At 70.5% G+C, this 25,047-nt stretch carries 18 protein-coding genes; 9 read left to right on the top strand and 9 right to left on the bottom strand.

Features of this window, described 5'->3' with window-relative positions; translation table 11 throughout:
• Positions 1 to 36 precede the first annotated feature (36 nt).
• Positions 37 to 1,185, top strand: coding sequence for an epoxide hydrolase family protein (locus ACQP0P_RS43595; RefSeq protein WP_433367821.1), 1,149 nt, complete (start codon positions 37 to 39; stop codon positions 1,183 to 1,185).
• Positions 1,186 to 1,299: 114 nt separating this feature from the next.
• A complete protein-coding gene (locus ACQP0P_RS43590; protein ID WP_433367818.1) occupies positions 1,300 to 5,451 on the top strand; it encodes an AAA family ATPase in 4,152 nt (1,383 codons plus the stop codon).
• Positions 5,452 to 5,521: 70 nt separating this feature from the next.
• Here the strand turns inward: ACQP0P_RS43590 and ACQP0P_RS43585 are convergent, their stop codons facing one another.
• A complete protein-coding gene (locus ACQP0P_RS43585) occupies positions 5,522 to 6,214 on the bottom strand; it encodes a hypothetical protein (protein ID WP_433367816.1) in 693 nt (230 codons plus the stop codon).
• Positions 6,211 to 6,756, bottom strand: coding sequence for an RNA polymerase sigma factor (locus tag ACQP0P_RS43580; RefSeq protein ID WP_433367813.1), 546 nt, complete (start codon positions 6,754 to 6,756; stop codon positions 6,211 to 6,213). The genes ACQP0P_RS43585 and ACQP0P_RS43580 overlap by 4 nt, the downstream gene beginning before the upstream one ends.
• 164 nt (positions 6,757 to 6,920) lie before the next feature.
• Between ACQP0P_RS43580 and ACQP0P_RS43575 the strand changes: the two genes are divergently transcribed.
• Positions 6,921 to 7,409, top strand: a complete 489-nt coding sequence (locus ACQP0P_RS43575; protein WP_433367810.1) for an N-acetyltransferase family protein — start codon at positions 6,921 to 6,923, stop codon at positions 7,407 to 7,409.
• Here ACQP0P_RS43575 and ACQP0P_RS43570 read toward each other — a convergent pair.
• Positions 7,390 to 8,439 carry a sigma-70 family RNA polymerase sigma factor gene (locus tag ACQP0P_RS43570; protein ID WP_433367807.1) on the bottom strand — a complete coding sequence of 350 codons (1,050 nt, stop codon included), beginning with the start codon at positions 8,437 to 8,439 and terminating at the stop codon, positions 7,390 to 7,392. The two genes, ACQP0P_RS43575 and ACQP0P_RS43570, sit on opposite strands and share 20 nt — an antisense overlap.
• Positions 8,440 to 8,514: 75 nt before the next feature.
• Between ACQP0P_RS43570 and ACQP0P_RS43565 the strand changes: the two genes are divergently transcribed.
• Positions 8,515 to 8,868, top strand: a complete 354-nt coding sequence (locus ACQP0P_RS43565; protein ID WP_433367804.1) for a VOC family protein — start codon at positions 8,515 to 8,517, stop codon at positions 8,866 to 8,868.
• A gap of 32 nt (positions 8,869 to 8,900) precedes the next feature.
• Positions 8,901 to 9,521: a DinB family protein gene (locus tag ACQP0P_RS43560; RefSeq protein WP_433367802.1), complete on the top strand. Its 621-nt coding sequence runs from the start codon at positions 8,901 to 8,903 to the stop codon at positions 9,519 to 9,521.
• Between the two features lie 37 nt (positions 9,522 to 9,558).
• Here the strand turns inward: ACQP0P_RS43560 and ACQP0P_RS43555 are convergent, their stop codons facing one another.
• Positions 9,559 to 10,062, bottom strand: coding sequence for an Lrp/AsnC family transcriptional regulator (locus ACQP0P_RS43555; protein ID WP_433367800.1), 504 nt, complete (start codon positions 10,060 to 10,062; stop codon positions 9,559 to 9,561).
• Between the two features lie 135 nt (positions 10,063 to 10,197).
• Here ACQP0P_RS43555 and ACQP0P_RS43550 point away from each other — a divergent pair, with 135 nt between their 5' ends.
• Complete coding sequence (locus ACQP0P_RS43550) at positions 10,198 to 13,689, top strand: indolepyruvate ferredoxin oxidoreductase family protein (RefSeq protein WP_433367798.1); 3,492 nt, start codon at positions 10,198 to 10,200, stop codon at positions 13,687 to 13,689.
• A gap of 135 nt (positions 13,690 to 13,824) precedes the next feature.
• Positions 13,825 to 14,535 (top strand): HAD family hydrolase, encoded by a 711-nt coding sequence (locus ACQP0P_RS43545; RefSeq protein WP_433367795.1) that lies wholly within the window; start codon positions 13,825 to 13,827, stop codon positions 14,533 to 14,535.
• 118 nt (positions 14,536 to 14,653) lie between these two features.
• Here ACQP0P_RS43545 and ACQP0P_RS43540 read toward each other — a convergent pair whose 3' ends face one another.
• Together ACQP0P_RS43540 and ACQP0P_RS43535 are read right to left on the bottom strand one after the other, a co-directional pair.
• Positions 14,654 to 15,511: an NAD-dependent protein deacetylase gene (locus ACQP0P_RS43540; RefSeq protein WP_433367792.1), complete on the bottom strand. Its 858-nt coding sequence runs from the start codon at positions 15,509 to 15,511 to the stop codon at positions 14,654 to 14,656.
• Between the two features lie 135 nt (positions 15,512 to 15,646).
• Positions 15,647 to 16,495, bottom strand: coding sequence for an NAD(P)H-binding protein (locus tag ACQP0P_RS43535; RefSeq protein ID WP_433367789.1), 849 nt, complete (start codon positions 16,493 to 16,495; stop codon positions 15,647 to 15,649).
• A gap of 79 nt (positions 16,496 to 16,574) precedes the next feature.
• Here ACQP0P_RS43535 and ACQP0P_RS43530 point away from each other — a divergent pair, with 79 nt between their 5' ends.
• Entirely contained in the window at positions 16,575 to 17,597 is a 1,023-nt protein-coding gene (locus ACQP0P_RS43530; protein WP_433367786.1) for an endonuclease/exonuclease/phosphatase family protein, read from the top strand.
• Positions 17,598 to 18,459: 862 nt separating this feature from the next.
• On the opposite strand, the gene ACQP0P_RS43525 is transcribed toward ACQP0P_RS43530, so the two are convergent.
• Entirely contained in the window at positions 18,460 to 19,896 is a 1,437-nt protein-coding gene (locus ACQP0P_RS43525) for a hypothetical protein (RefSeq protein ID WP_433367783.1), read from the bottom strand.
• A gap of 562 nt (positions 19,897 to 20,458) precedes the next feature.
• Here ACQP0P_RS43525 and ACQP0P_RS43520 point away from each other — a divergent pair.
• Entirely contained in the window at positions 20,459 to 20,905 is a 447-nt protein-coding gene (locus ACQP0P_RS43520) for a putative quinol monooxygenase (protein WP_433367780.1), read from the top strand.
• On the opposite strand, the gene ACQP0P_RS43515 is transcribed toward ACQP0P_RS43520, so the two are convergent.
• Both ACQP0P_RS43515 and ACQP0P_RS43510 read right to left on the bottom strand, forming a co-directional pair.
• Positions 20,897 to 22,915 (bottom strand): ABC transporter ATP-binding protein, encoded by a 2,019-nt coding sequence (locus ACQP0P_RS43515; RefSeq protein ID WP_433367778.1) that lies wholly within the window; start codon positions 22,913 to 22,915, stop codon positions 20,897 to 20,899. The two genes, ACQP0P_RS43520 and ACQP0P_RS43515, sit on opposite strands and share 9 nt — an antisense overlap.
• Entirely contained in the window at positions 22,912 to 24,645 is a 1,734-nt protein-coding gene (locus ACQP0P_RS43510) for an ABC transporter ATP-binding protein (protein WP_433367775.1), read from the bottom strand. Before ACQP0P_RS43510 ends, ACQP0P_RS43515 begins: the two co-directional genes overlap by 4 nt.
• Positions 24,646 to 25,047: the final 402 nt, after the last annotated feature.

Raw genomic sequence — 25,047 nt, 5'->3', positions numbered from 1 at the left:
ACGGAGCTGTCCTATACGCGGCGCATTCTTGGCGGCATGAGCACAGAAACGCCCTTCCGCATCGATATCCCGCAGGCAGAGCTCGACGACCTGCGGGACCGGCTGGCCCGTACCCGCTGGCCGGACGAACTGCCCGGTGCCGGCTGGTCCTACGGGGTGAACAGGGGCCACCTCGTCGAGCTGGTCGAGCACTGGCGCACCGGCTACGACTGGCGGGAGCACGAGGCCCGCCTCAACAAGGTCCCGCAGTTCAGCACGGAGATCGACGGGCAGAACATCCATTTCCTGCACGTACGCTCGCCCGAGCCGGACGCCACCCCGCTGATCATCACTCACGGGTGGCCGAGCACGGTGTACGACTTCCTGGACATCCTCGGGCCGCTGACCGACCCGCGGTCACACGGCGGGGACCCGGCGGACGCCTTCCACGTCGTCGTCCCGTCGCTGCCGGGCTTCGCGTTCTCCGGGCCGACCCGGGAGACCGGCTGGGGGATCAACCGCACCGCGCGGGCCTGGGCCGAGCTGATGCGACGCCTGGGGTACGACCGCTACGGCACCCAGGGCGGCGACTGGGGCAGCATCATCTCCCCGGCGATCGGCCGGGCGGACCCGGAGCACGTCATCGGCGTCCATGTCAACGCGCTGGCCAACGCCGCGACAACGGTCGATCCCACCGAGCTGGACACGCTCTCCGCGGCGGACCGGGAGCAGGCCGGGCAGAACCAGAGGTGGTGGTACGGCCGCTCCGGCTACGCCACCCAGATGGCCAACCGGCCGCAGACCCTGGCGTACGCGCTCAACGACTCCCCGGCCGGTCAGCTCGCCTGGAACCTGGAGTGGTTCGTGGACTACGACCCGGCCCGGAGCGAGCAGACCCCGATCGACCGTGACGTCATCCTGACCAACGTCACGATCTTCTGGCTGACCGCGACCGCGGGATCGGCCGCCCGGCTCTACCGTGAGGCCGGGCCGGAGTCGTGGGGCCCGCGCCCCGAGCCCGCACCGGTCCCGACGGGGGTGGCGAACTTCCCCGGCGACCGGGCGATCCGCGGGCTGGCGGAGCTGTCGAACACGATCACCCACTGGTCCCACCACCCCCGCGGCGGCCACTTCGCATCCCTCCAGGCCCCGGACCTGCTGGTCTCGGACATCCGGCAGTTCTTCCGGACAGTACGACCGCGGTAGCGGCGGCCCGCCTTCCACGCCGGGAATATCGGGGCTTCAGGGTGGACGTCACGGATCGATCGCGATCGAGGGAGATGTGGGCTTTCTCGGCTGTCCCCGGGTGACATTGAGGAAGTGCAGGATTCCTCGGGACTGATGCGGGACGGGGTACGGGCCCGGATCGCCGCGCTGGCCCGGGCCGCGGGCGGCGGAGCCCACCGCTGGTCGTCGCCTGTCCTGCTGGGCGTGCTGGCGGCGGGTGCGTTCGGGCCGCTGATCACCGCGGGCATGGGCGGGGCGGCCCTGGTCAGCGCGGCGGTCGGCGCGGTGACGGCGGTCGGCGGGAACGTGCTGACCGACATCGTGAAGGCCGGAGTCCAACGGCTCGGTGACAGGCCTTCGCCGCAGGACCTCGCCACCGAACTGGAGCGGGGCGTCCAGCGGGTGCTGGAGGAGGGCGGCCACCGGGCGGAGACACTGCGCGCGGAGATCGCGGGCGTCCTTCGCGAGATCGACGCGGTCGGCGTCGCGGTCGAGGAGGCGGTGCGGTCGGGCGACCGCGACCTCCAGACGGCCCTGGCGGCAGGCCTCGCCGCGCTCGGCACCGAGTTCGCCGAGTTCGGGTTCGTGCCGGCCGAACTGGAGGAGCGGCTGCGGCTGATCCGCGAGTCGGTGGACCGGCAGAGCGCCGATCTTCAAGTGGCGGTCGGTCTTCAGTATCGGCAGGCCACCGACACCCGCCTGCTGCTGGAACAGGTCTCCGTGATCGAGCGCCGGACCCGCTCGGACCGCGTGGACGGCTCCCCGGTGCGCTGGACGCACGGCTCGCCCTACCGGGGGCTGCTGCCGTTCGGAGAGTCCGAATCGGAGGTGTTCCACGGCCGCGAGGAGATCACCGCCGAGCTGGTCAGCACCCTGTCGCAGCGGCTGACCGGCCCGGGGCTGGTCGTGGTGACCGGAGCCTCGGGCGCGGGCAAGTCGTCGCTGCTGCGAGCGGGCCTGGTCCCGGCGATCGGCCGTGGTGAGCTGTCCGCGGAGACGCGTGACTGGCCGCTGTACGTCATCGACCAGCCGACGCGATCCCCGCTCTCCCGGCTGGCCACGCTGCTGGCCGGACTGGCCGGGCTCGACGCCCCGTCGGTCCTGCAGAGCCTGACCGACGATCCGCGGCACGCCCACCTGCTGGTGCGGCAGGCGCTGGAGGTGAACGCCCGGCGTGCGGACCGGCCGGTCCCCGCCCGGCTGGTGCTGATCATCGACCAGTTCGAGGAGATCTTCTCTCTCGGTGGTGACATCGCGGAGCGGTCGGCCTTCCTCACCGCGCTGGGCGCGATCACCGAGCCCGCCGCCGCCCTGGTGATCCTCGCGGTGCGCGGCGACTTCGTCGACCGTTGCGCGGCCCATCCGCTGCTGGCCGCCGCGCTCCGGCGCGGTCCGTTCATCGTGGGCCCGATGAGCGGCGCCGAGCTGCGGCGCGCCATCACCGGACCCGCGGACGTCGCCGGGCTCACCATCGAGCCCGGCCTGGTCGACGTCATTCTCGCCGAGCTGGGCTCCCCCTCGGACGGGTACGACATCGGAGCCCTCCCGCTGCTCTCCCAGGCCATGCTGACGATCTGGGAGCACCGGGAGGACGACCGGCTCACCGGCCGGGGCTACGCCAGGACCGGGGGAGTGCGCCGCGCGGTCGCCACCAGCGCCGAGGAGGCCTACGCGGGTCTCTCGCCCGCACAACGTGAGCTGGCCCGTGACCTGTTGCGGAGTCTCACCCTCGTCGGCCGCGACGGTGTGCTCGCCCGCCGTCCGATCCCGCGTACCGCATCGCAGGATGTCGCCGGTGTCCTGGAGATCTTCTCCCGGCGCCGTCTGGTCGTCCTCGACGCCGACAGCGCGCAGCTCGCCCATGACGTGCTGCTGCATGCCTGGCCCCGGCTGCGCGACTGGCTGGAGGGCGACCTGTCGAGCTTCGCCCTCTACGGCAGGTTCACCGCCGACGCCGAGGAATGGGCGTCCGGCGACCGCGACCCGTCCTTCCTCTACCGGGGCACCCAGCTGGCCGCCGTCCACGCCGCCAGGCCGAGCTGGACGTCCGAGGCCCATGCGCTGGGCGAGGTCGCCACCGAGTTCCTCGCCGCCGCCGACGCCACCAGGCGCCGGACCGTGCTGGTACGCCGAGCCCTGGCGGTCACCGCCGCTGTGCTGGTGGCGGTGATCGCCCTGACCACCCTGGTCGCCGTCCGGGCGGCCGAGGTGGCCGAGCATGAGCGGACCCTCGCCACCGCCCGCCTGCTCGCCTCCCAGAGCGAGCTGTTCAGCACCGCCGATCCCGCCCTCTCCGCCCGCCTCGCTGCGGCCGCCTACCGGACCGCCCAGACCCCGGAGACGGAACTCGGCCTTCTCAACGTCTACCGCCGCCCCTACCGGGGGAAGCTGCCCGAGCAGAAGGACAGGATCACCGCCTTCGCCTACGCTCCCGACGGGAAGGTCCTCGTCACCGCGGTCAACGACGGCACGGTCCGTTTCTGGGACACCGCGACCCGGCGCCCCTTGAGCAGTGGACTGTCCGGACCGGTCGTCGACGCACTGGCGATCAGCCCCGATGGCGGGACGCTCGCGCTGGCGGTCGGGAACGGGATCTGGCTGTTCGACATGGCGACCCGCACATCGCTCGGGGACGTGGGAATCCCCATCGACGCGGCCATTGATCTGGCCTTCAGCCGTGACGGCAGGACACTGGCGGTGGCGACACCCTCTCAGGTCGTGTTCTGGGACCTTGAGCGAAAGCGCATCGACACTCGTTTCGACGCCGCCGCCGGTGTCTTCGCGATAAAGGTCATCTTCAGCGGGGACGGTGTCCACCTGGCCGCCGTGGGTGCTCCCTCGGGATCGGTCACCGTCTGGAGGATGAAGGACATGCGCAGGATCGCGGTGATCTCCGGCAGCGAGGCCGCTTTCAGCCCCGACGGCAGATACCTGGCGGCGGGCGGGATAGGGGAAGCGGTCCAGGTCTACGAGACGAGGACGGGCCGCTCGGCCGGTCGCTCGCTCCACGGATTCACCGGAAACCTCGACGACGTCGAGTTCAGTCCCGATGGCACCACGCTGGTCACGAGCAGCTGGGACGAGGCCAACGAACCGGACAAGGTCCAGCTCTGGGATGCGGCGAGCGGCAGGCGGAAGGGAAGCCTGATCACCGCCCTGGCCGGAGGCATCAAGTCCGTGGCCTTCAGCCCCGACGGCGGCACCCTCGCGGGGGCGCAGGGGGCCGACGTCCTGTTCTGGGACGCGCGGCACAGCCACGCCGACCTTGTCGAGACCGGGAAGGAGACCAACAGCGCCGTCTTCAGCTCCGACGGGAGAACGCTGGCCACCGCCGGTGTCTCGGCGAGGCTCTGGGACGTGGCGAGCCGCAGGCCGCTCGGACCCGCTCTCCCGGGAAAGCTGGGAATCGGGCTGCCGAGCGTCGCCCTCAGCCCTGACGGAAGGACGTTGGCCGCCTCCGGGAGTGACGGCGCGGTGCTGCTCTGGAGCACGGCCGAGCAGCGGCCGGTCGCTGTCCCGCTGCGCGGGCACACCGGCGACGTCCGGGCGATCGTCTTCAGCCCCGACGGCCGGACCCTGGTCACCGGCGACGACACCAAGATCCTGCTGTGGGATGTGGCGACCAGGACCTTGCGGGCCTCGCTGCCGACCCGGCAGAGAGATCTCGTGTTCGCCGCCGCCTTCAGTCCGGACGGCCGGGTGCTGGCCACCGTGAACGGGACCGACGTCCAGTTCTGGGACGTCTCGACGCACCGGCTCCGGGCGACCCTCGTCTCCACCCATCTGAGCACGATCCGAGCGCTGGCCTTCAGCCCGGACGGGCGGCTGCTGGCCACGGCGAGCCATGACGGCACGGTGCGGTTGTGGGACGCGGCGACGCGACGTCCGGCGGGCGGCGCCCTGGTCGGGCATAACGATGAGATCTTCGCGCTGGCCTTCAGCCCGGACGGCCGGACCCTTGCCAGCGGCGGAGGGGATCGTGCCGTCCTGCTCTGGGATGTGGCGACCCGCCGGGCCCAGGGCGTCCCGTTGACCGGGCACGGCGACTACATCTTCTCGATCGCCTTCAGCCCGGACGGCAGGAGACTGGTGACCGCCGGGCGGGAGACGAGCGTACGGCTCTGGAACGTGGAAAGGCCGGCCGATCCGCTCGGGTTCGCGTGCTCGGTGGCGGGCGGGTCACTGTCGGCGGAGGAGTGGGAGCTTTACGCGCCGGGCGAGAACTACCGGCCCGCCTGTGGGTGACACGACGAGCACACGTCGACGCCCGGCGGCCCCGCTGCTCGGGGAGGCCGCCGGGCCTGGTCCAACGGCGTCAGCCGGCGCTGGTGTTCAGGCTGGGGCCGTCGTCCTCGCTGCCGCTCTCGGTGTGGTCGGTGGGGCCGTCGCCGCCCTTGTCCCCGCCCTTGTCCCCGCCGGGGAACGAGTCGGCGGGGAGGGGCAGGGGGGTCGCCTCGCAGGGCGCGACCGCCCCCTTGACCACCTGCAGCGAGGTCGCCATGGGTGGCCTGTCCGCTCCGGCCTCATCGACGGTGATCGCCAGGACCAGCGTCCGGTCCGCATTGATCTGCCCCTTTTCAATCTTGAACGCGACCCCCTGGCCCTCCTTGCCGATGCTGACCTGTATCTGCCCGCCCGCGCCCGCCTGCTCGCCCCGGGACTGCTGGCAGGTCTGGCCGGCGGGCAGGTAGTCGACCACCGCCCTGACGCCCGCGTCGGCGAGTTCGGCCTGCAGTTCGCCGGGGTCGCGGAACTCGTTGATCCGCACCTCGACCGATCCGTCCGCGCCCTTGTCCACCGCGTAGGCCGGCGTACCGGCTCCGACGAACAGGGTGAGCGCCACCGTGGCGGCCGCCGCGGCCCCCGTCGCCGCGGCGGACAGCCCCAGGAGGCGACGGTTCGGGCCGCGTCGCACCGGTGTCCGAACAGCCATGTCCTCTTCCGCCATTCTTGTAGTGATCTCTGTCTTGAGTGCACTGAGCAGGCGCTCTTCGAAGTTGCCGCTCACGCCTCTCCCTTCACGTACACAGCCGACGGCGAAGCGACGTTCTCCAGGGCGCGTCTGGCCCGATGTAGCCGGACTCGTGCGGTGACCTTGCCGATGCCCAGGGCCGTGGCGGCTTCCGTGACAGTGAGCTGGTCGATCGCCACGAGCTCCAGCACGGCCCGCTCGCCCTCGGGCAGGCCTGCCATCGCCTCCAGCGCGCGCCGCATCCGGCGCTCGGCGTCGATCCGCTCCTCCATCCGGGTGAGATCGTTGTCGTCCATCATTCGTCTGCCCGCGACGCGGCTGGTCGCCCGCACCTCGCGCGCCGCCCTGCGATGGTGGGCCGATACGACGTTGCGTGCCACGCCGTACAGCCACGCGATCTCACTGCCCCGGCCGGGCCGGTAGGTGTTCGCCGAGTCCAGGGCCGCCAGGAAGGTGTCAGCGGTCAGGTCGGCGGCCAGATGAGGGTCGCTCACCCGGCGTACGACGAACCGCATGACAGCGTCGACGTGGCGGCGGTAGAAGGCCTCAAAGGCCTCGGGATCCTCACTGAGGCGCACTGGCCTCGCTCCCTTCGTCGTTCGCCCTTACACCTCTACTTGGACCGAGCGACGCGAAGCGTTTCCGGGCGGACTCGACGTGGCCACCGTCCGGCGGGATCCCGGCCCGAGGCGCGGGCGAAAAGGGCTGGCGGGCTCCTCGTCCCAACAGGCACCATGTGCGGATGCTGATCAGGGAAGCCACCGCTGAGGACTGGCCCGCCATCTGGCCGTTCTTCCATGAGATCGTCGCCGCCGGCGAGACCTTCCCCTACCCGACCGATCTCGGGCAGGACGTCGGGCGCGACTGGTGGCTGCTGCCGTCGCCGAACCGTACGGTCGTCGCCGTCGACGACGCGGGGAAGGTCCTGGGCACGGCGAAGATGAACAACAACCGGGATGGCAACGGCTCGCATGTCGCGAGCGCCAGCTACATGGTCGATCCAGCGCGTTCCGGGCAGGGGGTGGGCCGGGCGCTCTGCGCGTACACGCTGGAGTGGGCACGGGCGGCCGGCTTTCGCGCGATGCAGTTCAACGCGGTCGTGGAGACCAACACGCACGCGGTGAGACTGTACGAGTCGCTCGGCTTCGAGGTGCTGGGCACGGTGCCGGAGGGTTTTCTGCACCCGACGAAGGGCTATGTCGGGCTGCACGTCATGTATCGCGCTCTCTGAGGGGCAGCGAGGCGGGCAGTCCAAAGGGCACGAAGTGGTCGGGGCCGATGAACGAGGTGATCTCACAGATGCGGTCGCCGCGCAGGGTCAGCACGTTGAGCGCCCAGGCGAGGTACGCGCCGAGGTCGTCGTACCAGACGTAGGAGGCCACCGCGGGCTGGCCGTTCGCGCTGGTCGAAAGGTGCCGCCAGTCCGGGCACGCGGTGATCGGGACCCGTACGGCGAAGTCGGTGACGGCCGCCAGGCCGTGGTACCAGTGCGCCAGCGGCGGCATCGACCAGGTGACGTCCTCGGTCAGCAGCGCGACCAGGGCGTCGGCGTCGCCGCTTTCCAGCGCGGCGGAGTACCCGGCGACGATCTCTCGCAGGCGCGCGTCGCCGACCTTCCGCAGGGTCCGCTGCTGGCTGCGGGAGGGGACCTTCTCCGCGACGATCCGGCGGGCTCGTTGCAGGGCACTGTTCACCGACGCGACGCTGGTGTCCATCGTGCCGGCGATCTCGGCGGCGGAGAAGCCGAGAACCTCGAAGAGCAGCAGCGCCGCCCGCTGGTTGCCCGGCAGGTGCTGCAGGGCGGCGACGAAGGCCAGCTCGACGGCTTCGCGCTGCTCGTAGCGCGCGTCCGGGGCGGCCGGCCCTTCGGCGAGGCCCGCGTCGGGATAGGGGCCCAGCCAGGCGACGTCGGCGAGCGGGGCCTCGCCGACCATGGCGTGGTCGCTGGACGGGCCGAGGTCGACGGGCATCGCCCGCCTGCCGCGGCGTTCGACGGTGTCCAGGCAGGTGTGGGTGGCCACGGTGTAGAGCCACGAGCGCAGCGAGCCACGGCCCTCGAAGCGCGCGAGCCCTCGCCACGCCCGCAGCAGGGCGTCCTGCAGGGCGTCGTCGGCGTCGTGGGTGGAGCCGAGCATCCGGTAACAGTGGGCGTGCAACTCCCGGCGGAGTGGCTCCACGAGGCGGGTGAAGGCGGCGTCGTCGCCGTCGCGTGCCCGGGCCAGGTCGGGGTCCTCGGTCCGTGCGGAAGAAACTTCGCTCACAGGCGATGATTCTGCCGCACGGTGGCGGTCCCCTCTTTGACGAGAACACCAGACGAGAACACCAGGAGGACTCCCATGACCCACCATCCCGTGCCCGGCTGGTTCGACATCTCCACGCCCGACGCACCGCGAGCGCGACACTTCTACCAGGAGATGTTCGGCTGGCCGATGAACGTGCTGGACGAGACCTACTCGCTGGTGGGCGGGGAGGGCGGCCGACCGGCGGGCGGGATCGGCCAGGCCGGTCCGGACAGCCCCTACACCGGGATCGTCGTCTACTTCCCGGTCGACGACGTGGACACCGCCCTTGAGCAGGCAGAGAAGCTCGGTGGCAGCCGGAGGCTGGAGCCGCAGAGCGTGCCCGGGATGGGGAGGATAGCCGTGTTCGTCGATCCCGACGGCAACCCCGTCGGCCTGCTGAGCCCCTGACATTCACCACCGACCAAGGAGGACGGGTCGACATGACCGAAACAGAGCTGAAAGCCGATCTGCACCGGTACCTGCAGCAGGCGCGTGAGGCGCTGCTGTGGAAGCTTGACGGGCTCTCGGAGTACGACGCCCGCCGCCCGATGACGCCGACCGGCACCAACCTGCTGGGGCTGGTCAAACACCTGATCGGCGTCGAGTTGCTCTATCTGGGATACGTGTTCGGGCGGCACTTCGAGGAGAAGGTGCCCTGGTTCGGTCCCACCGGCCGCCTGGAGGACATGGACCCCACGGCCGAGGACCCCAACTCGGACATGTGGGCCACCGCCGAGGAGTCCCGCGAGTACGTCGTCGGGCTGTACCGGCGGGCGTGGGAGCACGCGGACGCCACCATCGAGGCGCTTCAGCTGGACGAGACCGGCCACGTGCCGTGGTGGGCCGAGGGGCAGAACAAGCCGACGCTGCACCGGGTCCTGGTCCACCTGACCGCCGAGATCCAGCGGCACACCGGGCACGCCGACATCGTCCGGGAGCTGATCGACGGGGCCGCCGGGGTGCGGGAGGGGAACGACAACCTGGCACCGGGCGACCGGTCGTGGTGGGAGGAGTACCGGAACCGGCTGGAGCGGGTGGCCCGGGAGGCCGGCCAGGGCTGAGCCCGCCTTCGCACCAGGCGGCCGGGGCGGCGGCCGGTCAGCGGCGCTGGTCGCCGCTGCGGCCGCGGCCCCGGTCGCTGGTCAGGGTTGCCAGCAATGGGCCGAGGCGGTACTCCACCGGGGTCGTCAGGGCGATCTCGGTGGTGGACCGGACGACGCCGCGGAGCGTCAGGACCTCCTGGATCAGCGACTGCAGCTCGGCGTGGCTGCGGCAGGCCAGCCGGACCATGACATCGCTGGTGCCGGTGGTGATGCAGACCTCAAGGACCTGGCTCAGCCGCCCGAGCGCGTCGGTGACCTCGCCCAGGGTGCCCTGGGCGAGCTGCAGGTGCAGGAACGCGGTCACCGGCAGGCCGAGGCGCTCCAGGTCGACGCGGGCGCTGAAGCCGGTCAGCACCCCCGACTCGACGAGCCGCTGATAGCGCGCCTGGACCGTGTTCCGCGCGACCCCCAGCCGGGCCGCGAGCTCGCTGGTCCCGGCCCGGGGGTCTTCGGACAGGGCGGTCAGCAGCTCCGCGTCGAGCCGGTCAATGCTGGTCACAGTGCTCACCTGTCGTCGTTTGTGGTGGGTGTTAACTGAGCAGCACGCTCAATATTTCTGCAGAACCTTGACGTGCCAGCCACTCTAACCTCAAATTTACCGACATATGCGTCAGCTCTGGTGAAGGAGGCACACATGACCCAGACCGCCGATCCTGTGGCCGGGGCGGGTGCCCGCATCGACCTCGCCGATCGCTACCGGCCGGGTTCCGGCCCGGTGCTGCTGACGGGAGTCCAGGCCGTCGGCCGGTTGATCGCCGAGCAGCGTGAGCGCGACGAGCGGGCCGGTCTGCGCACCGCCACGTTCGTGTCGGGATACCAGGGCAGCCCGCTGGCCGGTCTCGACAGGACGCTCGCCGGTCTGAGGTCCGACGACCTGCGCCTGCTGCCCGGTCTCAACGAGGAGCTCGGCGCCACCGCCGTCTGGGGCAGCCAGAGCGCCCTGCCCGGCGGGCGGCGTACCCACGACGGCGTGGTGGGTCTCTGGTACGGCAAGGGGCCCGGCGTCGACAGGTCGGGCGACGCGATCCGGCACGCGTCCACGTACGGTGTCGACCCGCGCGGCGGGGTGCTGGCCCTCGCCGGTGACGACCCGGGCTCGTCGTCGTCCACGCTGCCGTGCGTCAGCGAGCGCGCGCTGGCCGCGATGGGGCTGCCCGTGCTGTACCCGCGCGACGCCGAGGAGATGGTCGCCCTCGGGCTGTACGGCATCGCCCTGTCCCGGGCGTCCGGCTGCTGGGTCGGCGTCAAGGTGGTCACCGCGGTGGCCGACGGGCTCTTCACGGTCGACCGCGACTTCGCCGACATGCACATAGAGGTTCCCGGGATCGAGTGGGAGGGGCGGCCGTGGACCTACCGGCAGCGCACCATGCTCTCCCCGACCGACAGCCTGCTCGCCGAGGCCGACCTGTTCGGCCCCCGGTGGGCGATGGTCGAGGCGTTCGGAGCCGCCAACCCGCTGGACGTCGTCGAGGTCGACCCCGCCGACGCCTGGCTCGGGATCGCGGCGCCCGGCGCGACGTACGACGCGGTGCGTCAGGCCCTGGTCGACCTGGGCCTTGACCAGCGGGATCTTGAGCGGGCCGGGATCCGGTTGATGCGGATCGGGATGCCCTACCCGCTCGGGGCCGGCACCCTGCGGCGGTTCGCGCGCGGGCTCCGCCAGATCCTGGTCGTGGAGGAGAAGACCTCCTTCGTCGAGAGCCAGGTGCGTGACCTGCTGTACGGCTCGGCCGACGCTCCGGCGGTGCTGGGAAAGCGGGACGCGGACGGCCGGCCGCTGGTGCCCGCCGGGGGACTGCTGAACGCCGACCGGCTGACCGGGCCGCTGCGCAGGCTGCTCGCCGACCGGGTCGAGCTCGCCCCGCCGCCACGGGCACCCCGGATGGCACTCACCCTGACACCGGTGACGAGCCGCACCCCGTACTTCTGCAGCGGCTGCCCGCACAACCGGTCGACCGTGCTTCCCGAAGGATCGCTGGGGGCCGGCGGCATCGGGTGCCACACCATGGTGACGATCGCCGACCGGGAGAGCGCGCAGGTCACGTCGCTGACCCAGATGGGCGGCGAGGGGACGCAGTGGCTGGGACAGTCGCAGTTCACCGACGTGCCGCACATCTTCCAGAATGTCGGCGACGGCACGTTCTTCCACTCCGGCCAGCTGGCGCTGCAGGCGTGCGTGGCGGCCGGGGTGAACATCACCTACAAGATCCTCTACAACCAGGTCGTCGCGATGACCGGTGCGCAGGACCCTCAGGGGGCCCTGAACGTTCCGGCGCTGACCCGCAAGCTCCACGCCGAGGGCGTGGCCAGGATCATCGTCTGCGCCGAGACGCCCCGCGGTTACGGCAGGCGGGCCCGGTTCGCGCCGGGGACGCTCGTCTGGCACCGTGACCGGCTCGACGAGGCGCAGCGACTCCTTCGCGACGTGCCGGGCGTCACCGTGCTCATCTACGACCAGCAGTGCGCGGCCGAGGCCAGGCGGCTCCGCAAGCGCGGCAGGCTCGCCGAGCGGACCGAACGGGTCGTCATCAACGAGAGCGTCTGCGAGGGGTGCGGCGACTGTGGGGTGAAGAGCAACTGCCTGTCGGTGCAGCCCGTGGAGACCGAGCTCGGACGCAAGACCAGGATCGACCAGACCTCCTGCAACACCGACTACACCTGCCTGCAGGGCGACTGCCCGTCCTTTGTCACCGTACGGGTCGCCCCCTCTGGTGAATCCGCGCCCGGTGGGTCGCGACCCGAGCCGCCCGAGGTGGCGGATCCGGTCATTCCGGTGGCGAGCCCGACGTACGACGTGTTCCTGGCCGGGATCGGCGGCACGGGCATCGTGACGGTCAACGCGGTCCTGGCCACCGCCGCCCTGCACGACGGCCTGCGCAGTGCCGGCCTCGACCAGACCGGCCTGTCGCAGAAGGCGGGCCCGGTGACGTCGCACCTGCGGATCTCGGTCGACGGCGGTGAGCCGGCCAACCGGGTCAGTACCGCCGGTGCCGACACCGTGTTGGCGTTCGACCTGCTGGTGGGCGCCGACGCCAAGCACCTGGCCCTGGCGAACCCCGACCGCACCGTCGCGATCGCCTCGACGAGCCGGACCCCGACCGGGGAGATGGTCTACGACGCCGGGCTCGGCTACCCGGACGCCGAGCCGATGCTCGCACGCCTGCGGAACTCGACCTCCAGGCTGCACGAGCTGGACGCGCTCGGCGCCGCCGAGGCGCTGTTCGGCTCCACGGACGTGGCGAACCTGCTGGTCGTGGGGGCCGCGTTCCAGGCCGGTGCGCTGCCGCTGACCGCGCGGGCCATCGAGCGGGCGATAGCGCTCAACGGGGTGAAGGTCGACCTCAACACCGCCGCCTTCCGCTGGGGCCGGGTCAGCGTCGCCGACCCGGCCGCGTTCGCCCGGGCCGTCTCGGGTGACGGGGGGTGGCCGGCCGCTGCCGGTGGCGGCCCGGACGGCTCCGAGTTCCTGGCCGGCCGGTCGCTGGAGGGCGAGACCGCCCGGCTGGCGGGCCTACGGGCCGTGGAGCTGCGGGCGCACTCCGGTGCGGACCTGGCCCGGCGCTATGTCGACCTCGTCGAGACCGCGTGGACCGCCGAGCGGGCGGTGGGTGAGGCGACGGCCTTCAGCGAGGCGGTGGCCCGTGGCGCGCACCGGCTCTGGGCCTACAAGGACGAGTACGAGGTGGCCCGCCTGCTCACCGACCCCGCCACCGACCCGGTCGCCGGGCAGCTCCCCGGGGCCACGAAGGTCACCTACAACCTGCACCCGCCGATGCTGCGGTCGATGGGAATGAGCAGGAAGCTCAAGCTCGGTCCCTGGTTCCGGCCGGTGCTGCGCGGGCTCGCCAAGGGGCGGGTGCTGAGAGGTACGCCGCTGGACCCGTTCGGGTTCGCGCACGTCCGCCGGCTTGAGCGCGCGCTGGCGGCCGACTACCGGGGCATGGTCGTCGAGCTGGCCCGGACCCTCGACGCGGGTGGCTACGACCGCGCGGTGCGGGCCGCCGAGGCCGCGGAGCTGGTACGCGGCTACGAGGAGGTCAAGCTGGCGGGCGTCGAGCGCTACCGTGAGCGGCGCGGCGAGCTCGGTGTCCCGCTCGCCGACGAGGTGCTGCGGCTCCTGCGCTGATCACGACCTTTGAGATCGGCATCAAGAAACCGGCTCCGGCCAGGCTCGGGAGGGCCCGGCCGACCGGCTTCCGGTGGTCTTCCGGCGGGAGAGGCCCCCCGGCGGGGGAGGTACCCGCTTCGCTAGGCTCGGATGATGGGCTCTTCTAGAACGCTTGTGCTGTGGGACATCGATCACACGCTGGTCAGCATCGACGGGGTTGGCAAGGACATATACGCCGAGGCGTTCCAGACGGTCACCGGGCAGCCGATGCGGCGGGTCGCGGCCATGGCGGGGCGGACCGACTGGGCGATCACGGCGGAGACGCTCCGGATGCACGACGTCGAGGTGTCGGAGGAACTGCTGAGCTCCTTCGTCGCGGCCCTCGCCGAGGCGTTCGTCGTCTACGAGGCGGAGATCTCGCAGCGGGGCAGGGTCCTGGCGGGGGTGCGCGAGGTGCTCGACGTGCTGGCGGGCCGGGTCGACGTGATCCAGTCACTGCTCACCGGGAACATGGAGCCGCTGGCGATCGGCAAGCTCAGGGCGTTCGAGCTGGAGGGTTTCGTGGACTTCGAGGTGGGGGCCTACGGGATGGACCACGAGGACCGCGCGGTGCTGGTGGGCCTGGCGCAGCAGCGTGCCGCGCGGAAGTACGAGGAGTCCTTCACCGCGCGGAACACGGTGCTGGTCGGGGACACGCCGAACGACGTGCTGGCCGGCCTTGAGGGTGGGGCGAGGGTGGTGGCCGTCGCCACCGGTTCCAGTGACGTCCGGGCCCTGAAGGAGGCCGGCGCGGAGCTGGTGCTGGAGGATCTCGCCGACACCGCCGCCGTGGTACGGGCACTCCTGGAGCCGTCGGAGCTGTAGGGCGGTCCCGGCCGTCTCCAGGTGGCCGGGCCGAGCGACCCCATGGCGCGTCCCGCGCGGATTCCCCGTGGTCGCGGGACGGCCGCGCGCCCGCGGCCTCCGGCGAGAGGCGGTCGCCCTACCTTGAGGGCGGACCGGCGGTCATGGCACGTACGTCGACGAGCCCGACCAGTTCCGGCAGGACCGTGCCCAGCGGGGCGTCGACGGCGAGCGTCGCGTAGCCGTCGCCGCGGGTCGGGCCCTGGTTGACGATCGCCACGGGGATGCCGAGCTTCGCGGCGTGCAGCACGAACCGGCGGCCGGACATCACCGTCAGTGACGATCCGAGCACCAGCAGCAGGCGCGCTCGCTCCACCAGGGCGTAGCACGCGCGGACGCGCTCCGGCGGGACGGTCTCCCCGAAGAAGACGACGTCGGGTTTGAGCACCCCCCGGTCACACGCCCGGCAGCCGACCAGCTGGAACCCGTCGACCTCCTCGTCCGCCAGCTCGACGTCGCCGTCCGGGTTGATCGCGCCTGCCCGGGCGGCGAACCGGGGGTTCGCCAGCGTCAGGCGATGATCCAGCTCCTCGCGCGGGCTCGAATCACCGCAGTCCAGGCAGATCACCTGATGCAGGCTGCCGTGCAGCTCGACGACCGCCTCGGCGCCGCCCGCCTGGTGCAGGCCGTCCACGTTCTGTGTCACGATGCCGGCCACCAGGCCGCGCCGCTGGAGCCGCGCGACCGCGTGGTGGCCGCTGTTCGGCCTCGCCCCGGTCATCGCCCGCCACCCGAGGTAGCTCCGCGCCCAGTAGCGCCGCCTGGCGGCCGGGTCGCCGGTGAACGTCTGGTAGGTCATCGGGGTGTGCCGGACCAGGGAGCCGAGCGGCCCCCGGTAGTCGGGAATCCCCGACTCCGTCGATATCCCGGCCCCGCTCAGCACCACGACACCGCCCGCGGCCACCAGCTTCGCCAGCGTGCTCGTATCCTCGCTCACCCTCCCATACTGACCCACCTCGCATACCGCACGCTCTCGGGCCTGCCATCCTGCTCTCCGGGAGCTCGGGGACGGCCGCCCTGTGGGCGTCCGGGGCCGCGTGGTTGTGACGCGGTGCCGCCGGTCGGGGTGTGGTCAGCGGAAGTCGGCGGCGTGGTCGGCCGCCCACCGGTGGAACGGGGTGGCCGGTGCTCCGGTGAGTTCCTCCACGGTGGAGGTGGTCGACTCCGGGGCGGCCACCATCTGCGCGTGCCCGTTGATGATTCCCTCCGCCGCGGCGGGCGGCCAGCCCTGGCCGAGCAGCTCGCGCAGCGCGATCTCCGGTGCGAGCTCCTCCCAGCGCGTCGGCCGGCCGATCGCCTCGCCGATGGCGGTCACCTGCTCCACCTGGGTCAGCGTCTCGGGGCCGGTCAGCACGTACTTCGCCCCGGCGTGGCCGGTGCCGGTGAGCACGCTCACCCCCGCGGCGGCGATGTCACGCTCGTGGATCAGTGGCCTGGCGGCCGCACCGTGCACCCAGCGGACGACGCCGGTGTCCCGGATCTGGGAGACCCACATCAGGGTGTTGGCGGCGAACCCGCCGGGCCGCAGGAACGTCCACTCCGCTCCGGACCGCTCGATCAGTCCCTCGATGAGGGCGTGGGAGCCGAGGATCGAGTTCGGGTCCTGGCCGGGGGCGTCGGACGTGCCGCGCGAGGAGAGATAGACGACGCGGCGGGCGTGTTCGGTGATCCTCTCGATGGTCGCGGGCGCCGCGTGGTCGGCCGCGAGGGTCGGCCAGACGAGGAACACCGAGTCGACCCCGTCCAGGGCGGCGTCCAGGCTGCCGGGGTCGGCCAGGTCGCCGCGTACCACCTCGGCGCCCTCCGGGAGCCTGGCGGACGCGGGATCGCGGGCCAGCACGCGCACGGCGGCGCCCGCGCCGAGGAACTGGGCCACGGCCTGGCCGCCGACCTTGCCGGTCGCCCCGGTAACCAGAATCATGATGATCTCCTTCGTCAGTGGGAACGTCGCGATCAGTCTTCAACTTCAACTTTGGTTCAGGTCAATGGAGTCAGGGAGGATGGGACCGTTGTCCACCGAGCAGCAGCCGTTCCCCGCAAGCGAGGGCGTCCGGCGCGTGGCCGGGACGCCGTGGACGCGCGGGCGGGTCCTCGCGTCGCTCGCAGTGCTGGTCGCCGGGCTGTTGATGTTCCACGACGCCGTGCCGAACGCGGTGGGCAACCTCGGCGGCCTGCTGGAGACGTTCCTGCCCTGGGTCGGCCTGGCGGTTCCCCTGCTGGGGGTTCTGGCGCTGCTGCGGCGTTCGGCTCTCGCGGCGGTGGCCCTGCTGCTCCCCGCGACGGCCTGGGCCGTTCTCTTCGGCGGCCGGCTGCCGCCCGTCGAGCGGGGAGCGGCACACGATCTGACCGTGTCCCAATTGACGGTGTCCCAATTGACGGTGCTCCAGCACAACGTCGCGGACGACAACCCCGACCCGGCCGGAACCGCGCGGGCCCTGGCCGGAGCCGGTGCGGATCTGGTCGCGCTGGAGGAGGTGACCCCCGAGACACTGCCCGTCTACGGGGCCGCCCTCGCGCCGGACCATCCCCACCACGCCGTCGTGGGCACCGTCGGGCTCTGGTCCAGGTATCCCCTCACGGACTCCCGGCCGGTGGACATCAGGCCGAAGGACATCGAGGGCGACTGGAACCGGGGGTTGCGGACCACGGCGCGGACCCCGTACGGCGACGTGGCCGTCTACGTCGCACACCTTCCCTCGCTCCGCGTCCGGCTGCCGGACGGCTTCGGCTCCGGCCGGAGGGACGAGAGCGCCGTCGCGCTGGGCGCGGCCCTCGCCGCGGAGAGGCTGGATCGGGTCATCCTGCTGGGCGATCTCAACGGCACCCTCGACGACCGGGGCCTGGCCCCCCTCACCTCCCGGCTGATCCCGGCGCGGGAGGGTTTCGACTTCAGCTGGCCCGCCGCCTTCCCCGTCGCCAGGATCGACCACGTCATGACCCGCGCGGCGACGCCCGTCAGCACCTGGACCCTGCCCGCCACCGGCAGCGACCACCTGCCGATCGCCGCCCGCATCAAGCTCTGACGCACACAGGCGAGCAGGGGCGGCCGCCGGCCGTCATCCGTGGTCCCGGGTGTCGGTGGTCCCGGGTGTCGGTGGTTCAGGGTGTCGGTGGTTCAGCGTGACGGCCACGTCGATCGCGCCGCCGTGCGGGACGGGCGGGATGTGCGCCCGGCGGCTGCCAACCTGATCCGGATCACGCTCCCGCTCCGGTGTGGGTCGAGGTGAGGTACGGCAGGGCGGTGCGGGCCTGGTCCCCGGCGGCAGCGGAGGTGCTCGCCATGGACGGAGTGGGACAGGGGACGCGGGGAGGTGTTCGGCGTGACCGGAGGCTGCACCGGGACCGGACCGAAGCCCCGGCCCGGCCTGAAGATCAGCGGTGTCCAAGCCATACGATCCTCGGAGGAACCTCCAGCGCGTTTTTCCTGGCCCGCCCGCCGAATCCGACGTGCCTGTCGCCAGATATCGGGCTCTCCGCATGCCTGGACCCCGAGGTCGGCGACTGCTGACAGTTGCCGGCCTCGGGGTCCACGGTGTGGGATGTTTCCGCCGTGGCAGCGATACCGTGTCACGGCGACACTGAAGGCGCCGACGAACGCGATGCCGTTGCAGGCGATCCTCCAGTCACGGTCACAGAACCGGTGGCGGATGTCGTTCCATCCGAGGCAGTGGTGCTTGTGGCGAAACCAACGCACGATCGCCACCACGCATGGTGACAGGCGTGTGCTTGTTCGTCATTCGTCACCGACCGCACGGTCGGCCCGCCCTTGGTTCCTTCGACGACTTCGCCGACGGCCAGGTCCTCCAGATCCGGAGGTCGGGTCGCATCGTCGATTATGTCCGTGGCTCTTCTATCGTGATCTTCTTGCTTGGACCGCAGGAACGATCAACGAGAGCAGCGCAACTGAGGCGAAGCGGGCGCCCCACCGGTGCGGCAGTCGAGAGGCCACTTGACCGTTGGAACCTTGGTGGTGGTAGCGCCGGCCTTGTTCGGAGCGCCGGCCTTGTTCGGAGCGGTGGCCGCGACGTTGTTTCCGAGAGTGGCGCCGACGGCCCCGGGGCTGGTGCCGCCGTTTGCTCCGGGCCTGTGGGGAGGCACTACCCAGTTGCGGGCGTCGGCGTCGGCTTTCTGTCGGGCCTCTGCCTCTGCCTTCTGACGGGCCTCTGCTATGGCCTTGTTGAGTGCCGCTGCCCAGTTGCGGGCGTCGGCGTCGGCCTTGTTGCGGGCCTCTGCCTCTGCCTTCTGTCGGGCTTCTGCTTCGGCTTTCTGCCGGGCCTTTGCCTCTGCTTCGGCCTTGCTACGGGCCTCTGCCTCTGCCTTCTGACGGGCTTCTGCTATGGCCTTGTTGAGTGCCGCTGCCCAGTTGCGGGCGTCGGCGTCGGCCTTGTTGCGGGCCTCTGCCTCAGCTTTCTGTCGGGCCTCTGCCTCTGCTTCGGCCTTGTTGCGGGCCTCTGCTTCTGCCTTCTGCCGGGCGTCGGCGTCGGCCTTGTTGCGGGCCTCTGCTTCTGCCTTCTGCCGGGCGTCGGCGTCGGCCTTGTTGCGGGCCTCTGCCTCAGCTTTCTGTCGGGCTTCTGCTTCTGCTTCGGCCTTGTTGCGGGCCTCTGCTTCTGCCTTCTGCCGGGCTTCTGCTAGGGCCTTGTTGAGTGCCGCTGCCCAGTTGCGGGCCTCTGCCTCTGCTTCGGCCTTGTTGCGGGCTTCTGCTTCTGCCTTTTGCCTGGCTTCTGCTTCTGCTTCGGCCTTGTTGCGGGCTTCTGCTTCGGCCTTCTGTCGGGCCTCCGCCTCTGCCTTTTGCCTGGCTTCTGCTTCTGCTTCGGCCTTGTTGCGGGCTTCTGCTTCGGCCTTCTGTCGGGCCTCCGCCTCTGCCTTTTGCCTGGCTTCTGCCTCTGCTTCGGCCTTGTTGCGGGCCTCTGCTTCGGCCTTCTGTCGGGCCTCTGCCTCGGCCTTCTGCCTGGCCTCTGCCTCTGCATCGGCCCTGTTCCTGGCCTCCGCATCAGCCTTCTGCTTGGCGGCACTGTCGGCGTCGGCAGAGGTGTTCAGATGGAAGTCGACATTCTGATGAATTCTCTGCGACTGGTTCGACAGCTGGCGCTGGAACTGGCGATGCCACGACCGTTGCCTCTGGAACTGCCTCATCACGTGACGGCGCCAGGAAGTCCCGCAGCCACCGCCGCCGCACCAACTGCCTAGAGCGACGCCGGCGCTGGCTGTGGCTGTGGCGCTGGCTGTGGTGATGGCGGTCGCGGCGCCGAGGCCGACAACTCCGCCTGTCAGCACCGTGCCGCCGACGGCGAATACCGCGATGGCGTTTTTGATCTTGGACACTACATGTCCCCCTCAAAAGGATCGATTGCCCCCTGCTTCGACGTTCTCAAAATCGGCTGGAAAACGTCTTCCCTAGCCCTTAGGGATCATCTCTGCGAACCCTTGATTTCCTTGTGTATCGCGGGATAAACGGCGATCATCCACCTCTTTCGCTTGATTACCTCCTGTTGGCGATATTGAACTTATTTATTAACTTGCACATCTCTACGTCAAGGCGCAATGCCGCCAAGTTTATGATCTTTTCGGCAAGTGGCTATAATCTCAAGCATTCAACCTCAAATCCGATAACCAGTCTTTGGTGTTGAATGCTCCTTTCTGGTGGCATCTATCGAGACAAGAGTGGATTGCTGCACAATGCGACTGGATGTCGCTGGCGGGTAGATTATTGGCCTTGGTCATTCAGCTTCATGAAAGATATTTATCCGACATGCGACTGATTTAATGGGGGACGGCCCTGTATATGGTGCTTCGATCCGCCGCGCCAAAAGAACTCTCGTGGGTCTTCCGCGTCGACCGGGGCGGTGCTGTCGCCTGACCGCTGTCGCGCTCCTGTGCTGGGCGCGTGCGCGGGCTTGCCGGCTGCATCCTCGATGACGTCATCGAGCAGGCGAGGGCCGCCTCCGGCTGCCTCGGCTTCGTGCCGGCGGCCGACTCGGAGGAGCCGGATCGGATCAACGCTTACGAGCGGTGGGAGTCGGACGCGCATCTTGAGCGGTTCCGCGGCACGGGCCCGGAGCCCGACCGGCGTGCGGCCATCCGCGACGCGCGGATGGCCAAGCACGGGGTGGCGATGGGGGCGGCGGCGATCCCTACGGCGGTGCCGATGGTCCTGGGGATGTCGCGGGCCTGCTCCCGCAGGGCGCGCTTCTCGTCGGTCAGCGCGCTCAGGTCAGCGCGCTCAGGTCAGCGTGATCAGGTCAGCGTGATCAGGACGGAGCGCTCGGCGGCCGTGGCGACAACGACGCCACGGCCGCACCGGTCCGGCACCGAGCCGGACGGATCACGGTGAGACCGGCGTGGGCACCTCCTCCGCGGTCGTCTCGTCGCCCTCGATCGCCGCACCGCTGAACTGCGCGGAGTACAGGCGGTGGTAGGCGCCGCGGGCGGTGAGCAGCTCGTCGTGGGTGCCGTGCTCGACGATGCTTCCCTCCTCCATCACCAGGATGAGGTCCGCGTCGCGGATGGTCGACAGCCGGTGGGCGATGACGAAGCTGGTGCGGTCCGAGCGCAGCGCGGCCATGGCGTGCTGCACCAGGACCTCGGTGCGGGTGTCGACCGAGCTGGTGGCCTCGTCGAGGATGAGCAGCGACGGATCGGCGAGGAAGGCGCGGGCGATGGTCAGCAGCTGCTTCTCGCCGGCGCTGACGTTGCTCCCCTCCTCGTCGATCACCGTGTCGTAGCCGTCTGGCAGGGTGCGCACGAAACGGTCGACGAAGGTGGCCCGCGCGGCGGCGAGGATCTGCTCCTCAGTGGCCCGGGGGTTGCCGTAGGCGATGTTCTCGCGGATGGTGCCGCCGAACAGCCAGGTGTCCTGGAGCACCATGCCGATGTGCGAACGCAGGTCGTCGCGGCGCATCGCGGTGATGTCGATGCCGTCGAGGGTGATCCGGCCCGAGTTCAGCTCGTAGAAGCGCATGACGAGGTTGACCAGGGTGGTCTTGCCCGCGCCGGTCGGGCCGACGATCGCGACGGTGTGCCCGGGGTCGGCCACCAGGGACAGGTCCTCGATGAGGGGCTGCTCCGGGTCGTAACTGAAGGACACGTGCTCGAACTCGACGCGGCCCCGCCTGGCGGTGGGCACCACCGGGTCGGCCGGGTCGGGCTGCTGCTCCGCGGCGTCGAGCAGCTCGAAGACCCGCTCGGCCGAGGCCACCCCCGACTGCAGCAGGTTGGCCATTGAGGCGACCTGGGTCAGCGGCTGGGTGAACTGCCGGGAGTACTGGATGAACGCCTGCACGTCGCCCAGGCTTATCGAGCCGGTGGCGACCCGCAGGCCACCGACGACGGCGATGGCGACGTAGTTGAGGTTCCCGATGAACATCATCATCGGCATGATGATCCCGGAGATGAACTGGGCGCCGAAGCTGGCCTTGAACAGCTCCTCGTTCCTCTCCCTGAACACCTCCTCGACCTCGGGGCGGCGTCCGAACACCTTCACCAGCTCGTGGCCGGTGAACGCCTCCTCGATGTGGGCGTTCAGGGTGCCGGTGTGCTTCCACTGCGCGACGAAGTGCTTCTGCGAGCGCTTGGCGATCACCCCGGTGACGACCATCGTCAGCGGGATGGTCACCAGGGCGATCAGCGCGAGCAGCGGCGAGATCACGAACATCATCGCGAGCACGCCGATCAACAGCAGCAGCGAGTTCAGCAGCTGGCTCATGGTCTGCTGCAGGGTCTGCGAGACGTTGTCGATGTCGTTGGTGACCCGGCTGAGCAGCTCGCCGCGCGGCTGGCCGTCGAAGAAGCGGAGCGGAAGCCGGTTCAGCTTCTCCTCGACCTCCTCCCGCAGCCGGTAGACGGTGCGCTGCACCACGTCGTTGAGCAGGTACCCCTGGAACCAGGCGAAGACCGACGACGCGACGTAGAGCCCCAGCACCCAGAGCAGGACCGTGCCCAGCGCGCCGAAGTCGATGCCCTGACCGGGGACGACGTCCATCCCCGCGAGCAGGTCGGCGAAGTTGTCGTTGCCGGAGGCGCGGGCCGCCTCGATCGCCTGCTGCGTGCTCGTCCCGGCGGGCAGTTGCTTGCCGATCACCCCGGTGAAGATCAGGTCCGTCGCGTACCCGAGGATCTTCGGCCCGACGACGGAGAACACCACGCTGATCACGGCGAGGCCGATCACGGCCAGCAGCTTCGGGCGATCGGGGCTCATCCGCCGGACCAGCCGCCGCGCGGAGGGACCGAAGTTCATCGACTTCTCCGCGGGCATCCCGGCCCCGCCCATGGGGCCCCGGCCGAAGCCTCCGCCGCCGATGGGTGGCCGCGGTCGCGTCGTCGTCGTCGTGGGACTGTCACTCATGCTGCGGTCTCCGCGGCTAGTTGGGACTCGACGATCTCGATGTACGTCGGGCAGGAATCCAGCAGCTCGTCATGGGTTCCCAGGCCGACGATCACGCCGTCGTCCAGGACGATGATCTGGTCGGCGTCGGCGATGGTGGAGACCCGCTGGCCGACGATGATGACGGCGGCCTCGGCGGTGTGCGGGCGCAGGGCGGCGCGCAGCCGCGCGTCGGTGGCCAGGTCCAGGGCCGAGAACGAGTCGTCGAACAGGTAGATCTCGGGCTTGCTGACCAGTGCCCTGGCGATGGACAGTCGCTGTCGCTGCCCGCCGGACACGTTCGTGCCGCCCTGGGTGATGGGCGCCTCCAGGCCCTCGGGCATCGCCTCGACGAAGTCGCGCGCCTGGGCCACCTCCAGCGCCTCCCACAGCTCCTCGTCGCCGGCGTCCGGGTTGCCGTAGCGCAGGTTGCTGGCGATGGTGCCGCTGAACAGGTACGGCTTCTGCGGCACCAGGCCGATGCGCGACCAGAGCAGCTGGGGGGCGAGGTCGCGGACGTCGACGCCGTTGACCGAGACCGTGCCCGAGGTGGCGTCGAACAGCCTGGGCACCAGCGAGACCAGCGTCGTCTTGCCGGAGCCGGTGCTGCCGATCACGGCGGTGGTCTGCCCCGCCGCCACGCGGAAGGAGATGCCGGACAGCACGGGTGCCTCCGCGCCCGGGTAGCGGAACCCGACGTCGCGCATCTCCAGCTCGGCGCGGCCGCTCACCTGCCGTACCGGGTCGCTGGGCGGCGTCACCGACGACTCGGTGTCGAGCACCTCGGTGATGCGCTCGGCGCAGACCGCGGCGCGCGGGATCATCATCGAGATGAAGCTGGCCATCATCACCGACATGAGGATCTGCATCAGGTACATCAGGAACGCGGTCAGGGCGCCGATCTGCATCTCGCCGCTGTCCACCCGCCCGGCGCCGAACCAGAGCACGGCGATGCTGGAGACGTTGAGGATCAGCATCACGGTGGGGAAGATGAGCGCGGTCAGCCGTCCCACCCGCAGCGCGGTGTCGGTCAGCTCGTCGTTGGCGCCGGCGAACCGGCGGGTCTCCTCACGCTCGCGGACGAAGGCGCGTACCACGCGGATGCCGGTGAGCTGCTCGCGCAGCACCTGGTTCACCCGGTCGATGCGCTCCTGCATCGCGCGGAACTGGGGGACCATGCGGACGATGATCAGACCGATCGAGACCAGCAGCGCGGGGACGCAGACCAGCATGAGCCAGGACAGGCCGAGGTCCTGACGCAGCGCCATGATGATGCCGCCGGCGCCCATGATGGGGGCCGCGACCAGCATCGTGCAGGTCATCACGACGAGCATCTGGACCTGCTGCACGTCGTTGGTCCCGCGGGTGATCAGGGAGGGGGCGCCGAAGTGGGAGACCTCCCTGGCGGAGAAGCCGCCGACCTGGTGGAAGATCGCCGAGCGGACGTCGCGTCCGAACCCCATGGCCGCGTGGGAGCCGTAGTAGACCGCCGCGATCGAGCAGGCGATCTGCACGAGGGAGACGGCCAGCATCCAGCCTCCCGCGGTGAGGATGTAACCGGTGTCGCCGGTGGCCACGCCCTGGTCGATGATGTCGGCGTTCAGGCTGGGCAGATAGAGCGAGGCGATGGTGCCGACCAGTTGCAGAACCACCACGGCGGTCAGCGCCGCCGAGTAGGGGCGCAGGTAGGTGCGGAGCAGGCGGGTCAGCATGGGGTCTCTTTAGGTGGGGTGGCCGGGAGAGGGGCGTCGTACCGGGGGGCCGGCCGTCGGCCGGTCTCGCCCGTCGTCCCGGTAACCGGGATCATGAGGATTTCCTCCAGCGGGGGAGTGTCGGACTCAGCCTGCGACCTGAACTTCGGTTGAGGTCAAGGGAACGGGCCGAGGTGGGGACAGATGCGGTCCTCGACCGGCGGCTTGGAAACGATCTCCGAGAGCGGCAGCGGGTCGCCTTCGATGAACTCCCGATGGTCGCGCGCGACAGGCGGCGGTCATGGCGCAGCCGGTCGTGGGGGCTCGATCGGGCCGGTGAGCACCTGCCGGATGAGGGAGCCCTGGCACGCCGGTCATCTTACAAAGCAAGTGGACAGGCTGCTCACCTATTTATTGCGGTTC

It is taken from the genome of Streptosporangium sp. CA-115845 (genome assembly GCF_050943795.1).
Classification (GTDB): Bacteria; Actinomycetota; Actinomycetes; order Streptosporangiales; family Streptosporangiaceae; genus Streptosporangium.
The sequence above is the reverse complement of the archived record's forward strand: the minus strand, read 5'-3'. Positions and strand labels throughout refer to the sequence as shown.

What these genes read in the sequence shown, in the direction of transcription:
- ACQP0P_RS43565 (WP_433367804.1), top strand. Translation starts at nt 8,515, where the DNA reads ATGACCCACCATCCCGTGCCCGGCTGGTTCGACATCTCCACGCCCGAC.
- ACQP0P_RS43595 (WP_433367821.1), top strand. Translation starts at nt 37, where the DNA reads ATGAGCACAGAAACGCCCTTCCGCATCGATATCCCGCAGGCAGAGCTC.
- ACQP0P_RS43510 (WP_433367775.1), bottom strand. Translation starts at nt 24,645, where the DNA reads ATGCTGACCCGCCTGCTCCGCACCTACCTGCGCCCCTACTCGGCGGCG.
- ACQP0P_RS43575 (WP_433367810.1), top strand. Translation starts at nt 6,921, where the DNA reads ATGCTGATCAGGGAAGCCACCGCTGAGGACTGGCCCGCCATCTGGCCG.
- ACQP0P_RS43545 (WP_433367795.1), top strand. Translation starts at nt 13,825, where the DNA reads ATGGGCTCTTCTAGAACGCTTGTGCTGTGGGACATCGATCACACGCTG.
- ACQP0P_RS43550 (WP_433367798.1), top strand. Translation starts at nt 10,198, where the DNA reads ATGACCCAGACCGCCGATCCTGTGGCCGGGGCGGGTGCCCGCATCGAC.
- ACQP0P_RS43560 (WP_433367802.1), top strand. Translation starts at nt 8,901, where the DNA reads ATGACCGAAACAGAGCTGAAAGCCGATCTGCACCGGTACCTGCAGCAG.
- ACQP0P_RS43535 (WP_433367789.1), bottom strand. Translation starts at nt 16,495, where the DNA reads ATGATTCTGGTTACCGGGGCGACCGGCAAGGTCGGCGGCCAGGCCGTG.
- ACQP0P_RS43530 (WP_433367786.1), top strand. Translation starts at nt 16,575, where the DNA reads ATGGGACCGTTGTCCACCGAGCAGCAGCCGTTCCCCGCAAGCGAGGGC.
- ACQP0P_RS43515 (WP_433367778.1), bottom strand. Translation starts at nt 22,915, where the DNA reads ATGAGTGACAGTCCCACGACGACGACGACGCGACCGCGGCCACCCATC.